This window comes from Pseudomonas sp. GM102, assembly GCF_000282555.1.
GTDB lineage: Bacteria > Pseudomonadota > Gammaproteobacteria > Pseudomonadales > Pseudomonadaceae > Aquipseudomonas.
The window spans coordinates 1-13,873 of the sequence record NZ_AKJB01000061.1; the positions used below are offsets into that span (position 1 = coordinate 1).

Here is a 13,873-nt window from a genome sequence, read left to right on the forward strand (position 1 = left end):
AAGGGGCAAGAGCGCTTTGGTTACTTTCGCGCTTTTCGAAAGTGACTCGCTGTAAAAGCGAAACCAATAGAAGCCGTGACCGCAGAAACGGATATGTACCCCAAACCCCAAACCCCAATCACCCCTCCGAATACCTCCTCATTCACCCACAACCCATATCCCCTCCAGTTAACAAAACATAACGTGGCGTCGATTGTCAGACCTTTCCAAACCCCGATAGGATAAGCCAGCTTCCGAAGGGGCTCTGGATTGCGGGTTTCAGGACTATGCTCCTGAATAGGTCAATCCCGATGCGCATCCCTTACGGCGCCCTGAAGGGTTGAACGACCTAACAATAATAATGTGGGGGAAGGTCTATGAGTGAGCCTGTCATGGGTGTGAGTATTTGCCGCCCGCCGGCGTTACGCAGGTTCGCGTTGCTGGCTACAGCGCTCTCGCTGTTGGGCTGTACCATGCTGTCGGCGCCTGCGCTGGCCGCTGCCGCGTCGGCCACCGATGTGGTTTATTCCGTTGAATCCGCCAAGGCCAGCAAAGGCCTGATGCTCGATGTCGTTCACGCCGGTAAACGCCTGGTGGCGGTCGGCGATCGCGGGCACATTCTGTATTCCGATGACCAGGGCGTGACCTGGGCGCAGGCCAAGGTGCCGACCCGGCAACTGCTGACGGCGGTGTTTTTTGTCGATGACAAACACGGCTGGGCCGTTGGCCATGACGCGCAGATCCTCGCCAGCGAAGATGGCGGCATCACCTGGACCAAACAATTCGAAGACCTGACACGCGAATCGCCGCTGCTCGACGTCTGGTTCAAGGACGTTAACAGCGGTTTTGCCGTGGGCGCTTACGGTGCCTTGCTGGAAACCACCGACGGCGGTAAAAACTGGGAAAACGTCAGCGATCGCCTGGACAATGAAGACCAGCTCCACCTCAACTCCATTGCCGCGGTCAAGGATTCCGGCATTTTCATCGTCGGTGAACAGGGCAGCATGTTCCGCTCCGCCGATGATGGGCAGACCTGGGAAAAGCTTGAGGGCCCCTACGAAGGCTCGCTGTTCGGTGTGATCGGCACTGCGCAACCGGCCACGCTGCTGGCCTACGGGTTGCGTGGCAATCTGTACCGCTCCACGGATTTCGGCAGCACCTGGGAGCAGGTCGAGCTCAAGGCTGCACGCGGTGCACTTGAATTCGGCCTGTCTGGCGCCACACTGCTCGATGACGGTTCCATCGTGATCGTCGGCAACGGCGGCAGCATTGTTCGCAGCAGCGACGACGGCGAAACCTTCAGCGTGTTCAACCGCCCGGATCGCATCTCCGTCTCGGCGGTGACTGCGGCAGGCAACGGCAATCTGATTCTGGCAGGACAGGGTGGCGTTCGCGTCACTTCGCCCACCGGCGCAGAGAATGGAAAAAACGGGTCGTCCAAATGAGCCGGGCAAATAATAAGAAGGCGGGTCTATGACATCCTTAAGCACTCCTCATCAGGACAAGGCGACGTTTCTTGAACGCCTGATCTTCAACAACCGCCCAGCAGTCATCGTCATCTGCCTGTTGGTCAGTGTTTTCCTGTTCTGGCAGGCGACGTTGATCCGGCCGTCCACCAGTTTCGAAAAAATGATCCCTCTCGAGCATCCGTTCATTGAAAAAATGATGGAGCACCGCAACGATCTGGCGAACCTGGGCAACACGGTGCGGATTTCCGTGGAAGCCACCGACGGCGACATCTTCTCCAAGGAGTACATGGAGACCCTGCGCCAGATCAACGACGAGGTGTTCTACATCTCCGGCGTCGACCGTTCCGGCCTCAAGTCGCTGTGGAGCCCGAGCGTGCGCTGGACCGAGGTGACGGAGGAGGGCTTCGCCGGCGGTGAAGTGATTCCCCAGAGCTATAACGGCTCCCAGCAAAGCCTCGACCTGTTGCGCAATAACGTGCTCAAGTCCGGGCAAGTCGGGCGGCTGGTGGCCAACGACTTCAAGTCGAGCATCGTCGACATCCCGCTGCTGGAGTCCTACCCGGACCCGCAGGATCAGGGCAAGTTGCTGGCGCTGGACTACCGCAAGTTCTCTCACGAACTCGAAGACAAGATCCGCAACAAGTTCGAAGCCCAAAACCCCAACGTGAAGATCCACATTGTCGGGTTCGCCAAGAAAGTCGGCGACCTGATCGATGGGCTGGTCATGGTGGTGATGTTCTTCGGCGTCGCCTTCGTCATTACCCTGATCCTGCTGTACTGGTTCACCAACTGCATGCGCAGCACCGTGGCGGTGTTGAGCACGACGCTGGTGGCGGTGGTCTGGCAGCTTGGCTTGATGCACTTCTTCGGCTTCGGGCTTGACCCGTACTCGATGCTGGTGCCGTTTCTGATCTTCGCCATCGGGATTTCCCATGGCGTGCAGAAAATCAACGGTATCGCCTTGCAGTCCAGCGAGGCGGAGAACGCGCTGACAGCCGCACGCCGCACATTCCGTCAGCTGTTCCTGCCGGGGATGATCGCGATCCTCGCGGATGCGGTGGGCTTCATCACGCTGCTGATCATCGACATTGGCGTGATCCGTGAACTGGCCATCGGCGCGTCCATCGGCGTGGCGGTGATCGTGTTCACCAACCTGATCCTGCTGCCGGTAGCGATTTCCTACGTGGGTATCAGCAAGCGCGCCGTCGAACGCAGCAAGAAAGACGCGCACCGCGAGCACCCGTTCTGGCGCCTGCTGTCGAACTTTGCCAGCCCCAAAGTCGCCCCGATTTCCATTGCCCTGGCGCTGATCGCTTTCGGTGGTGGCCTCTGGTACAGCCAGAACCTGAAAATCGGCGACCTCGACCAGGGCGCGCCGGAACTGCGTCCGGACTCGCGCTACAACAAGGACAACAGCTTCATCATCAATAACTACTCCACCAGTTCCGACGTGTTGGTGGTGATGGTCAAGACCAAGTCTGAAGGTTGCTCGCGCTACGAGGCCATGGCGCCGATCGACGAGCTGATGTGGAAGATGCAGAACACCGAGGGCGTGCAGTCGGCCATTTCCCTGGTGACCGTGTCCAAGCAGATGATCAAGGGCATGAACGAGGGCAACCTGAAATGGGAAACCCTGTCGCGCAACCCGGACGTGCTGAACAACTCCATCGCCCGTGCCGATGGCCTGTACAACAACAATTGCTCCCTGGCGCCGGTGCTGGTGTTCCTCAACGACCACAAGGCCGAAACCCTGGACCGCGCCGTGCATGCGGTGCAGGACTTCGCCAAAGAGAACAACAAGGAAGGCCTGGAATTCATCCTCGCCGCCGGTAACGCCGGGATCGAAGCGGCCACCAACGAGGTGATCAAACGCTCCGAACTGACGATTCTGGTGCTGGTGTACATCTGCGTCGCGACCATGTGCATGATCACCTTCCGTTCCTGGGCGGCGACCTTGTGCATCGTGCTGCCGCTGGTACTGACCTCGGTTCTCGGCAACGCGTTGATGGCGTTCATGGGCATTGGCGTGAAAGTGGCGACCTTGCCGGTGGTGGCGCTCGGGGTGGGGATTGGCGTGGACTACGGGATCTACATCTACAGCCGTCTGGAAAGCTTCCTGCGTGCCGGTCTGCCGTTGCAAGAGGCGTACTACCAGACGCTGAAGTCCACCGGTAAAGCCGTGCTGTTCACCGGTCTGTGCCTGGCGATCGGCGTGTGCACCTGGATCTTCTCGGCCATCAAGTTCCAGGCCGACATGGGCCTGATGCTGACCTTCATGCTGCTCTGGAACATGTTCGGCGCGTTGTGGCTGCTGCCAGCGCTGGCGCGGTTCCTGATCAAGCCGGAGAAACTGGCAGGGCAGAAGGGCAACTCGCTGTTCGCTCACTGATCCCTGGCAGAAACAGAAAAGCCGCAACCTGAGGTTGCGGCTTTTTTATACCTCAAATTCGACACAAACCCCCTGTGGGAGCGGGCTTGCTCGCGAATGCGGTTGTACATTCAGCATTGATGTTGACTGGCACTCCGCCTTCGCGAGCAAGCCCGCTCCCACATTGGATTTGTGGTGGCTATGAGGGATCGGTGCCGAGCACTACATTCAGCGCACTACGCGCATCATCCAGCTGCACCAGCGTCGCATGCCGCGCGCCCAACGCATCACGATTCTCGATGGCGGTCAGGATCGCCTTGTGCCGTGGCATCGCCAATTCATGCAGATTCGGCCGTTGGTTGGAGTGCTTCAACGCTTCGGCAATCGCCACCGACAACATGTTGCACAGGTTCGCCAGCAAGTCATTGTGGGTCGCGTCGGCGATCCGGCTGTGGAAATCCAGATCCGGTTGCAACAACGCTTCCGGGGTCGGTGCAGCTTCCATGCGTTGGTAGGCTTCACCGATGGAGGCGATATCTTCATCCGTGGCGAACTGCGCGGCCAATGCGGCGGCGGCCGGCTCGATGATGCTGCGCACGCTGGTCAGCAGATCGAAGAATTCATTTTGCGGGCTGCTTTGCATCAGCCAGTGCAGCACGTCCGGGTCGAGCATGTGCCATTCCTTGCGTTGCTTGACCACCGTGCCGACCCGCGGACGGGAATACACCAGGCCCTTGGCGACCAATACGCGAGTGGCTTCGCGCAGCACCGGTCGACTGACCGCGTATTCCTCGCACAGCAGGGCTTCGGCGGGCAGTTTGTCGTCCGGTTTGAACCGTCCCGAGACGATCTGCATGCCCAATTCCTGGACAATGCGCGAGTGCATGCTTTTGCGGTCGGAGGGTTTGCGGTAATCCATGGGGAACGGCGCGATCCTGTGCGATGGGGTGCTGCGCATGATAGCAGGCGCGGCGCAAACTTGAGGCTGATACAAAGCAAATGTGGGAGCTAGCCTGCTAGCGATTGCGGCGTGCCAGTCAATATGAGCGTCAACTGACAGACCGTAATCGCTAGCAGGCTAGCTCCCACAGGGGATGGGTGGTGTCAGTGAGAGTGACGCGGGACCTCGGCTCCGCGGCAACCAACGAGGAAATCGAAGTCGCAACCCTGATCCGCCTGCAGCACATGGTCGATGTACAGCTGACGATAACCACCCACGATTAACTGTTGCGGTGGTTGCAGATCCGCCATGCGCGCCGCCAGCTCTGCATCCGGGATGTCCAGATGCAAACGCCCGTTGGCGCAATCAAGCTCGATCCAGTCACCTTCCTTCACTGTCGCCAAAGGTCCACCCGCTGCGGCTTCCGGTGCCACATGCAAGACCACCGTGCCGTAAGCGGTGCCGCTCATGCGTGCGTCGGAAATCCGCACCATGTCGGTCACGCCTTGGGCCAGCAGCTTGGCCGGTAATCCCATGTTGCCGACTTCGGCCATGCCCGGATAACCCTTCGGCCCACAGTTTTTCATCACCAGAATCGAATTGGCATCGACGTCCAGTTCCGGATCGTTGATCCGCGCCTTGTACATGTCGAAGTTCTCGAACACCACCGCGCGCCCGCGATGTTGCATCAATTCGGCACTCGCGGCAGAGGGTTTGAGCACCGCGCCGAGTGGCGCCAGATTGCCGCGCAATACACAGATGCCGCCGTCGGCGCGGATCGGGTTGTCGAGGGTGCGGATCACTTCGTCCTGGCCGTAAATCGGCGCGTCCTTGGTGTTCTCGCCGATGGTTTTGCCGTTGACGGTAAGGGCGTTCGGGTTCGGGATCAGGTTGGCCTCGCCGAGACGACGCAGCACTGCGGGCAAACCGCCGGCGTAGTAGAACTCTTCCATCAGGAAGCGCCCGGACGGTTGCAGGTCGACAATGGTCGGCATGCCGCGACCGATGCGGGTCCAGTCATCCAGGTCCAGCTCGACACCGATGCGCCCGGCGATGGCTTTCAAGTGGATCACCGCGTTGGTCGAACCGCCGATGGCGGCGTTCACCCGGATGGCGTTTTCGAAGGCTTCCTTGGTGAGGATCTTCGACAGTTTCAAGTCTTCTCGAACCATCTCCACCGCGCGCATTCCCGACATGTGCGCCAACACATAACGGCGTGCATCGACCGCCGGAATCGCCGCGTTGTGGGGCAGGGAGGTGCCGAGTGCTTCGGCCATGCAGGCCATGGTCGAGGCCGTGCCCATGGTGTTGCAGGTGCCGGCCGAGCGTGACATGCCGCCCTCGGCCGCGAGGAAATCATCGAGGGTGATGGTGCCCGCCTTGACCTGTTCGCTGAGCTGCCAGACCACCGTGCCCGAGCCGATGTCCTGACCCTTGTGCTTGCCGTTGAGCATCGGCCCACCGGTGACGACGATTGCTGGCACGTCGCAACTGGCCGCACCCATCAGCAGCGCCGGAGTAGTTTTGTCGCAGCCGGTGAGCAGCACCACGCCATCGATCGGGTTACCGCGAATCGCTTCCTCGACGTCCATGCTCGCCAGGTTGCGAGTGAGCATGGCGGTGGGGCGCAGGTTCGATTCGCCGTTGGAGAACACCGGGAATTCCACTGGAAAGCCGCCGGCTTCGATCACCCCGCGTTTGACGTGCTCCGCGATCTGGCGGAAATGCGCGTTGCACGGGGTCAGTTCCGACCAGGTATTGCAAATGCCGATGATCGGCTTGCCGTGGAACTGGTGGTCGGCGATGCCCTGATTCTTCATCCAGCTGCGGTACATGAAGCCGTTCTTGTCGGCGGTGCCAAACCATTGGGCGGAGCGCAGGGTGGGTTTCTTATCAGACATGATCGGTTCTCTTATTGTATGACTATATTGTTCGGGCTATGGCGTAACATAAGCGCAATTTCGGCTGTTTGGAAGTGTTGTTGGTTAAATAGTATTACTATATAGTCGTTTTCAACGAAGGGATGAGCCCTGGCAGTTTTCTGCGAGAGGCGTCCCCCGAGGTTCTATAACAACAACAATCGGAGACCGAACTCATGAGCCAGGAACTGCGGCTTATTCGTCGCATCACGCTGAAACTGATTCCCTTCCTGATCCTGCTGTACCTGATCGCCTATGTGGATCGCTCCGCGGTCGGTTTCGCCAAGCTGCACATGGGCGCCGACATTGGCCTGGGTGACGCGGCTTATGGCCTGGGTGCCGGGCTGTTCTTCATTGGTTATTTCCTGCTGGAAATCCCCAGCAACCTGATGCTCGACCGCTTCGGCGCCCGGCGCTGGTTCGCGCGGATCATGGTCACCTGGGGTGCCATCACCATCGGCATGGCGTTTGTCCAGGGACCGAACAGTTTCTATGTGATGCGCTTTCTGCTCGGCGCGGCCGAAGCCGGCTTCTTCCCGGGCGTGCTGTACTACATCACCCAATGGTTCCCGATTCGCCATCGCGGCAAGATTCTCGGGTTGTTCATCCTTTCCCAACCCATCGCGATGATGATCACCGGCCCGGTGTCCGGCGGCTTGCTGGGCATGGACGGCATTCTTGGGCTGCACGGTTGGCAATGGCTGTTCATCGTCATCGGTATGCCCGCAATCCTGCTGACCTGGCCGGTGCTGCGTTACCTGCCGGACGGCCCGCAACAGGTGAAATGGATGGACCAGTCTGAGAAAGACTGGCTGACCGGTGAGCTGAAAAAGGACCTGGAGGTGTACGGCCAGACCCGCCACGGCAATCCGCTGCATGCACTGAAGGACAAGCGCGTGTTGCTGCTGGCGCTGTTCTATCTGCCGGTGACCCTGAGTATCTACGGTCTCGGTTTGTGGTTGCCGACGTTGATCAAGCAGTTCGGTGGCACTGACCTGATGACCGGGTTCGTGTCGTCGGTGCCGTACATCTTCGGGATCATCGGTTTGCTGATTATTCCGCGCAGTTCCGATCGCTTGAATGATCGCTACGGCCATCTGGCGGTGCTGTATGTGTTGGGCGCCATCGGCCTGTTCCTCAGCGCCTGGCTATCGGTGCCGGTGCTGCAATTGGCGGCGCTGTGCCTGGTGGCGTTCGCGCTGTTTTCCTGCACCGCTGTGTTCTGGACCTTGCCGGGTCGCTTCTTCGCCGGCGCCAGTGCGGCGGCGGGGATCGCGTTGATCAACTCGGTGGGCAACCTCGGCGGCTACATTGGCCCGTTCGTGATCGGTGCGCTGAAGGAATACACGGGCAATCTGGCGTCGGGGTTGTATTTCCTGTCCTGCGTGATGGTGTTCGGTCTGGTGCTGACAGGTGTGGTTTATCGGTTGCTGGAGCGCAAGCACGTACTGCCGGCCGACCAGTTCGCCGCCAGTGCGCGTGGGGCTACCCGCACCTGACACGAAATTGGCGATCACCACCGATCCTGTGGGAGCGGGCTTGCCCGCGATAGCAATCTATCTGGCACATCAATGGTGAATGTGCCGCCGTCATCGCGGGCAAGCCCGCTCCCACAGGGTTTTCGGTGTTTTGAAGAATTGTTTTACAGGAGAAAATCATGCGTTTAGTTCAGTTCGAATTGAGTCACGGCGAACGCCGTGTCGGCGTGGTCGAGGACGGCCTGGTGCGCGAAGTGCGGGATGCGCGCTCGGTGCGGGATCTGGCGCTGGCGGCGATCGAGGCGGGCGTCAATCTTGAACAACAGGTTCAAACCCTGGGGGTGGGCATCAGCCATGACTATTCAGCGCTACTGGCCAATCTGCAAATCCTGCCGCCGCTGGATCACCCGGACCCGGCGCACATGCTGGTCAGCGGCACTGGCTTGACCCATCTGGGCAGCGCTTCGGCCCGGGACAAAATGCATCAACAAGTCGGCGACGAAACCGCCATGACCGACACCATGCGCATCTTCAAATGGGGCGTGGAGGGCGGTAAACCCGCGACCGGCCAGGCCGGCGTGCAACCGGAGTGGTTCTACAAGGGCGACGGCAGCATCGTTGTGCGACCGGGCAAACCATTTCCGCTGCCGCCGTTTGCCGAAGATGCCGGGGAAGAACCCGAGCTCAGCGGTCTCTATGTGATCGGCCACGACGGTAAACCGTATCGCCTCGGTTTCGCGGTGGGCAACGAGTTCTCCGATCACGTGATGGAGCGCAAGAATTACCTCTACCTGGCCCACTCGAAACTGCGCAGTTGCAGCTATGGCCCAGAGCTTCGGGTCGGTGAATTGCCTCAGCATCTGGCCGGTACAAGCCGGATCCTGCGCGATGGTGAAGTGCTGTGGCAGAACGAGTTCCTCAGTGGCGAAGCGAACATGTGCCACAGCCTGGAAAACCTCGAGTATCACCATTTCAAATACAGCCAGTTCCTGCGCCCCGGCGACGTGCACATTCACTTCTTCGGCACTGCGACCCTGTCTTTCGCCGATGGCATTCGCACCCAACCGGGTGACGTGTTCGAGATCAGCCAGGCCGAGTTCGGCGCACCCTTGATCAACGGCATTGAGCCCGTTGAAGCGGCGTTCGAACCCGGCACCGTCGGCACACTTTAAGGAGACACCCATGACCCGGATTCTTGGTCACAACTACATTGGCGGTCAGCGCAGCGCTGCTGGCGCGGTCAAACTCCAGAGCGTCGACGCCAGCACTGGCGAGGCTTTGCCTCACGATTTCTATCAGGCCACCCTTGAAGAAGTCGATGCCGCTGCGAAGGCTGCCGCCGCTGCTTACCCGGCCTATCGCAGCCTGAGCGCCGAACGACGTGCGCAATTTCTCGAGGCGATTGCCGATGAACTGGACGCGTTGGGCGATGACTTTGTCGCTGTGGTCTGCCGCGAAACCGCGTTGCCGGCCGGCCGTATTCAGGGTGAGCGTGGGCGCACCAGCGGCCAGATGCGACTGTTCGCCAAGGTGTTGCGGCGTGGTGATTTCTATGGCGCGCGGATTGACCGAGCGCTGCCTGAGCGCACGCCATTGCAGCGACCGGATCTGCGTCAGTACCGCATCGGCCTAGGGGCGGTCGCCGTGTTCGGTGCGAGCAACTTTCCGTTGGCGTTTTCCACGGCGGGCGGCGACACGGCTTCGGCATTGGCCGCTGGCTGCACGGTAGTGTTCAAGGCCCACAGCGGCCACATGGCCACTGCTGAGTGGGTGGCCAATGCCGTGATCCGCGCTGCCGAGAAAACCGCCATGCCCGCCGGTGTGTTCAACATGATCTACGGCGGCGGGGTGGGTGAAGCGCTGGTCAAGCACCCGGCCATTCAGGCGGTCGGTTTTACCGGTTCGCTCAAAGGTGGCCGTGCGTTGTGCGATATGGCCGCGGCACGTGCGCAGCCGATTCCGGTGTTCGCCGAGATGTCGAGCATCAACCCGGTGATCGTGCTGCCTCAAGCGCTGGAAGCTCGTGCTGAAAGCGTCGCCCGAGATCTCACGGCTTCGGTGGTCCAGGGTTGTGGTCAGTTCTGTACCAATCCGGGGTTGGTGATCGGCATTCGTTCGCCGCAGTTCAGCGGGTTCGTGCAGCAGGTGGCGGGGCTGATGGGCGATCAACCGGCGCAAACCATGCTCAATGCCGGTACGTTGAGCAGCTATGGCAAAGGCCTGCAGAAGCTCCTCGCACATCCGAAAATCGAGCACTTGGCCGGCAGTCCGCAACAAGGTAATCGGGCGCAACCGCAACTGTTCAAGGCTGATGTGAGCCTGTTGCTCGATGGCGATGAAGTGCTGCAAGAGGAAGTGTTCGGCCCGACCACGGTGTTCGTCGAAGTGGCGGATCAGGCGCAACTCAATGCCGCGCTGAACGGTCTGCATGGGCAGCTGACGGCAACGATCATCGGTGAGCCGGCGGACTTCGAACAATTCGGCGAACTGACTCCATTGCTGGAGCAGAAGGTCGGGCGGATCCTGCTCAACGGCTATCCGACCGGCGTGGAAGTCTGCGACTCGATGGTTCATGGCGGGCCGTATCCGGCGACTTCCGATGCACGAGGCACCTCGGTGGGCACCCTGGCCATCGACCGTTTCCTGCGCCCGGTGTGCTTCCAGAACTACCCCGACAGCTTGCTGCCGGAAGCGCTGAAGAATGGCAATCCGCTGCGCATCCAGCGCCTGGTCGACGGCAAGCCATCGCGCGATGCGCTCTAGCCGCCCACAACTGATTGGCTCGGTCCGCTGGAACTGATCGTTCCCACGCTCTGCGTGGGAATGCCTCAACGGACGCTCTGCGTTCGGCTGTTGATGTGACGCAGAGCGTCACTGGCTGCATTCCCACGCGGAGCGTGGGAACGATCATTGCGGTGTGATGAGCTATCATTGCGACTTTCCCATTCAAAGATTGACTGCCATGACTGCCGTAACCAATACCTTGCTCAGCGCCCTCGAAGTCTGCGACATGCTCGAAATCGACGGGCTGCACGCTTTCGACTTTTCTCTCGATGAAGACGATAACCTGCACATCGAATGCATGGACGGTCGGGCGCTCAAGCGCTGGGAGTTCAGCATGGCCCAGATCGCGGCGGCGACGTTCGATCCCGACTTGAAGAGCTGGATCATTACCGGTGATTCCGGCGAGCACCGGCTGGTGCCTATGGAAGCATTCGGTGGTCAGGATGACGAGGACGAAACGAATGAGGATGCGTAACTTCTGGCCACTGTTGATGGCCGGCAGCGTCGGCGCGATGGGCGTGCAAGCGGCCCCGGTCGACAGTTACGAATTGCTGGTGGGCTCCTACACCGCCGGCCAGAGCCAAGGGATTTATCGTCTGAACTTCGACAGCCGCACCGGGCAGATCGACGCCAAACCCCTGCAAGTGGTGAAGAGCGCCAACCCGTCCTGGCTGACTGTATCCAAGGATCAGCATCGTCTGTTCGTGGTCAACGAAAACGGCCCGGGTCAGGCCGATCCGGTAGGGCGTGTCAGCAGTTACGCAATCGATCCGAAAACCAATGAGCTGAGCCTGATCAGTCAGGTGCAAACCCTGGGCAACGAGCCGACTCACTCGAGCGTCAGCGGCGATGCCAGTCACGTGTTTGTCAGCAACTACTCGGTGGCTGAAGACCCGGGCGGCACCCTGGCGGTGTTACCGGTGGGCACCGACGGCATGCTAAAACCCGTGGTGCAGATGAGCAGTCATCCGTCCAGCCGGGTCAACCCCGAGCGGCAGAAGTCGGCGCACGTGCATTCGGTGGTTTCATCGCCGGATGGCCAATACGTGTTTTCCAACGATCTGGGGGCGGACAAGATTTTCGTCTATCGCTTCGATCCCAAGGCCCATCCGGAACTGCCGCTGACCGCCGCCAAACCCGCCTCGGTCCAGTTGCCACCCGGCAGCGGGCCGCGACACTTACTGTTCAGCGCCGATGGCAAGCACGCCTGGCTGACCATGGAAATGAGCGCGCAGGTCGCGGTGTTCGACTACAAGGACGGCAAACTCGAGCAAACGCAGTTGGTCGATCTGGCGGCGGGTCTGCCGACGTCGGGCAAGGCTGCGGCTGCGCTTCACGCCTCGGCCGACGGCAAGTTCCTTTACGTCAGCAACCGTGGCGCCACCAATCAGTTGCTGGTGTTCGCCATTGACCCGGCGACCGGGCATATCAAGGAGCTTCAGCGCCGTTCCGTGGACGGTGATCACCCGCGCGAGTTCAGCCTCGACCCGAGTGGCAAGTTCGTGTTGATTGCCAACCAGAAGAGCAACCAGATTGTCGTCGTCGAGCGCGATGCCAAGACCGGGCTGTTGGGTAAAACCGTGCAGAAACTGCCGATGGATGCCCCGAGCGATCTCAAGTTCCTGGTGCGTCAATAGACCGCAGGCCCCGGTTGATGGGGCCTGCAACCTTCTATTAATGAGACTGATATCGGCTAATGCTACAAAGCATTTCAAGGCGCCGACCCTCGGGAGTTAAGTTTGCTTCACGGCCCCACCGGGCAAGCAAGCCAACTGAATCCGAGGATTACCGCCATGAACTTCAACCTCTTCTCCGTCATCGCCGCTTCCGCTATCTCTGCCACTGTTGCACTGCCTGCCAGCGCCAACGTTGAAATCAGCGACAAAAAATCCCACGCCCAAAGCTACACCCAGAAATACCTGCAACAGAGCGCCAACTTCTACGCTGCGCTGGATCACAAAACTCAACACTGAAATCTGAACCCTGCACCTTTTATGCAGGAGCGAAGTCACTTGCCGATCGGCCCATAGGCGTCGAAAAGCCCCGAAGTGATGTCGCTCCTGCATAACGCGTTTACGACAGCATCATATTGCTATCAATGTATTGCTTGATATCACATAGCCATGAGTTTAAATTTGACGCTGATTTTTTGACTCTTTCCCTAAAAGGATCGACAGCATGGCGATGCGTCTGGCAGTGGTTCTCCTGTTTCTCTATTCCACCCCGATTCTATCGGCTGCCCAGCCCGTTCCCAACGAGCCGGATGCGGCCCGCGAGCGCTTGATGAGTTTTATCGAAGACTAAATACGCTGGGGTCATGATCAATAAAACTGATAGCGACTATGCATAAAGGTCGCTAGTTAACTTGTGTTTTTTGATCGATTCTGTGGGCACTGAAACATGCCCCCGGAGAACACCATGGCCAGCACAATCATTACTTCTGCCAAATACGGCGCCTACCTGGCCATCGGTCTTTACGTGGCCATGGTGTTGCTCGTCAGCCTTTCGGCTCAATCGCAACAAAGCCTTCAAGCACCGATTCAGGTCGCTTATCCCGCCATTCAATTCGAACACCAAGCTCAAAGCGTAATGGTCGATCACGCCAACGTGGCGGGAGTGGTGGGGGCATGAAAGGACGCAAACTCTGGGTCATTGCCTTCCTGGCGTTCATGACCAATGGTGCTTCTTTGCTTGGGATCGGGCAGGGCTCGGCGGGGTCGGTGGCGCGGGCCATCGAATGCAACCACAACATCGCCCACAACATTCAGACCGCCAAGGCTCTGGAGCTGTTGGTGGGCAATCCGCCGATCAAGGCCAATGGCGAATTCTTCGGGCCGTTCCAGGTGGATTGCTCGGCGTTGGGGATGTGCGCGGTGTTGGCGTGAATGTTCACCCCACCCCTGTAGGAGCGAGGCTTGCCCGCGAAAGGGCCATAA

Annotated in this window: 13 protein-coding genes; 11 read left to right on the plus strand and 2 right to left on the minus strand. The window is 59.7% G+C overall.

Going from position 1 to position 13,873, the window contains the following annotated elements:
• Window positions 1-356: 356 nt before the first annotated feature.
• Both PMI18_RS14295 and PMI18_RS14290 read left to right on the plus strand, forming a co-directional pair.
• A complete protein-coding gene (locus PMI18_RS14295) occupies window positions 357-1,424 on the plus strand; it encodes a WD40/YVTN/BNR-like repeat-containing protein (RefSeq protein WP_007901144.1) in 1,068 nt (355 codons plus the stop codon).
• A 28-nt stretch (window positions 1,425-1,452) separates the two neighbouring features.
• On the plus strand, window positions 1,453-3,837 hold the full coding sequence (locus tag PMI18_RS14290) for an efflux RND transporter permease subunit (RefSeq protein ID WP_007901145.1): 2,385 nt from the start codon (window positions 1,453-1,455) through the stop codon (window positions 3,835-3,837).
• A 178-nt stretch (window positions 3,838-4,015) separates the two neighbouring features.
• Here the strand turns inward: PMI18_RS14290 and PMI18_RS14285 are convergent, their stop codons facing one another.
• Together PMI18_RS14285 and PMI18_RS14280 are read right to left on the minus strand one after the other, a co-directional pair.
• On the minus strand, window positions 4,016-4,735 hold the full coding sequence (locus PMI18_RS14285) for a FadR/GntR family transcriptional regulator (RefSeq protein ID WP_032835696.1): 720 nt from the start codon (window positions 4,733-4,735) through the stop codon (window positions 4,016-4,018).
• Window positions 4,736-4,920: 185 nt separating this feature from the next.
• On the minus strand, window positions 4,921-6,657 hold the full coding sequence (locus tag PMI18_RS14280) for an IlvD/Edd family dehydratase (protein ID WP_007901147.1): 1,737 nt from the start codon (window positions 6,655-6,657) through the stop codon (window positions 4,921-4,923).
• Window positions 6,658-6,851: 194 nt separating this feature from the next.
• Here PMI18_RS14280 and PMI18_RS14275 point away from each other — a divergent pair, with 194 nt between their 5' ends.
• From PMI18_RS14275 to PMI18_RS14240, 9 genes are all read left to right on the plus strand, one after another.
• Window positions 6,852-8,174, plus strand: coding sequence for an MFS transporter (locus tag PMI18_RS14275; protein WP_007901148.1), 1,323 nt, complete (start codon window positions 6,852-6,854; stop codon window positions 8,172-8,174).
• A gap of 158 nt (window positions 8,175-8,332) precedes the next feature.
• A complete protein-coding gene (gene araD1, locus PMI18_RS14270) occupies window positions 8,333-9,325 on the plus strand; it encodes an AraD1 family protein (RefSeq protein WP_007901150.1) in 993 nt (330 codons plus the stop codon).
• Window positions 9,326-9,335: 10 nt separating this feature from the next.
• A complete protein-coding gene (locus PMI18_RS14265; protein ID WP_007901152.1) occupies window positions 9,336-10,916 on the plus strand; it encodes an aldehyde dehydrogenase (NADP(+)) in 1,581 nt (526 codons plus the stop codon).
• Between the two features lie 199 nt (window positions 10,917-11,115).
• The gene (locus PMI18_RS14260; protein WP_007901160.1) at window positions 11,116-11,412 is read left to right on the plus strand and encodes a DUF5629 family protein; all 297 of its coding nucleotides are present in this window, start codon (window positions 11,116-11,118) and stop codon (window positions 11,410-11,412) included.
• Window positions 11,399-12,574, plus strand: coding sequence for a lactonase family protein (locus PMI18_RS14255; protein ID WP_007901162.1), 1,176 nt, complete (start codon window positions 11,399-11,401; stop codon window positions 12,572-12,574). The genes PMI18_RS14260 and PMI18_RS14255 overlap by 14 nt, the downstream gene beginning before the upstream one ends.
• Window positions 12,575-12,730: 156 nt before the next feature.
• Window positions 12,731-12,910: a hypothetical protein gene (locus PMI18_RS14250; RefSeq protein ID WP_007901164.1), complete on the plus strand. Its 180-nt coding sequence runs from the start codon at window positions 12,731-12,733 to the stop codon at window positions 12,908-12,910.
• 205 nt (window positions 12,911-13,115) lie between these two features.
• Entirely contained in the window at window positions 13,116-13,241 is a 126-nt protein-coding gene (locus PMI18_RS31735) for a hypothetical protein (RefSeq protein WP_007901166.1), read from the plus strand.
• Window positions 13,242-13,355: 114 nt separating this feature from the next.
• Window positions 13,356-13,568 carry a hypothetical protein gene (locus PMI18_RS14245; RefSeq protein ID WP_007901167.1) on the plus strand — a complete coding sequence of 71 codons (213 nt, stop codon included), beginning with the start codon at window positions 13,356-13,358 and terminating at the stop codon, window positions 13,566-13,568.
• A complete protein-coding gene (locus PMI18_RS14240; protein ID WP_007901168.1) occupies window positions 13,565-13,822 on the plus strand; it encodes a hypothetical protein in 258 nt (85 codons plus the stop codon). Before PMI18_RS14245 ends, PMI18_RS14240 begins: the two co-directional genes overlap by 4 nt.
• Window positions 13,823-13,873 lie beyond the last annotated feature (51 nt).

Bases quoted from the DNA above. Each gene is read 5' to 3' on its own strand.
- PMI18_RS14240 (WP_007901168.1), top strand. From the start codon at position 13,565: ATGAAAGGACGCAAACTCTGGGTCATTGCCTTCCTGGCGTTCATGACC.
- PMI18_RS14275 (WP_007901148.1), top strand. From the start codon at position 6,852: ATGAGCCAGGAACTGCGGCTTATTCGTCGCATCACGCTGAAACTGATT.
- PMI18_RS31735 (WP_007901166.1), top strand. From the start codon at position 13,116: ATGGCGATGCGTCTGGCAGTGGTTCTCCTGTTTCTCTATTCCACCCCG.
- PMI18_RS14295 (WP_007901144.1), top strand. From the start codon at position 357: ATGAGTGAGCCTGTCATGGGTGTGAGTATTTGCCGCCCGCCGGCGTTA.
- PMI18_RS14265 (WP_007901152.1), top strand. From the start codon at position 9,336: ATGACCCGGATTCTTGGTCACAACTACATTGGCGGTCAGCGCAGCGCT.
- araD1 (WP_007901150.1), top strand. From the start codon at position 8,333: ATGCGTTTAGTTCAGTTCGAATTGAGTCACGGCGAACGCCGTGTCGGC.
- PMI18_RS14285 (WP_032835696.1), bottom strand. From the start codon at position 4,735: ATGGATTACCGCAAACCCTCCGACCGCAAAAGCATGCACTCGCGCATT.
- PMI18_RS14260 (WP_007901160.1), top strand. From the start codon at position 11,116: ATGACTGCCGTAACCAATACCTTGCTCAGCGCCCTCGAAGTCTGCGAC.
- PMI18_RS14250 (WP_007901164.1), top strand. From the start codon at position 12,731: ATGAACTTCAACCTCTTCTCCGTCATCGCCGCTTCCGCTATCTCTGCC.
- PMI18_RS14280 (WP_007901147.1), bottom strand. From the start codon at position 6,657: ATGTCTGATAAGAAACCCACCCTGCGCTCCGCCCAATGGTTTGGCACC.
- PMI18_RS14245 (WP_007901167.1), top strand. From the start codon at position 13,356: ATGGCCAGCACAATCATTACTTCTGCCAAATACGGCGCCTACCTGGCC.
- PMI18_RS14255 (WP_007901162.1), top strand. From the start codon at position 11,399: ATGAGGATGCGTAACTTCTGGCCACTGTTGATGGCCGGCAGCGTCGGC.
- PMI18_RS14290 (WP_007901145.1), top strand. From the start codon at position 1,453: ATGACATCCTTAAGCACTCCTCATCAGGACAAGGCGACGTTTCTTGAA.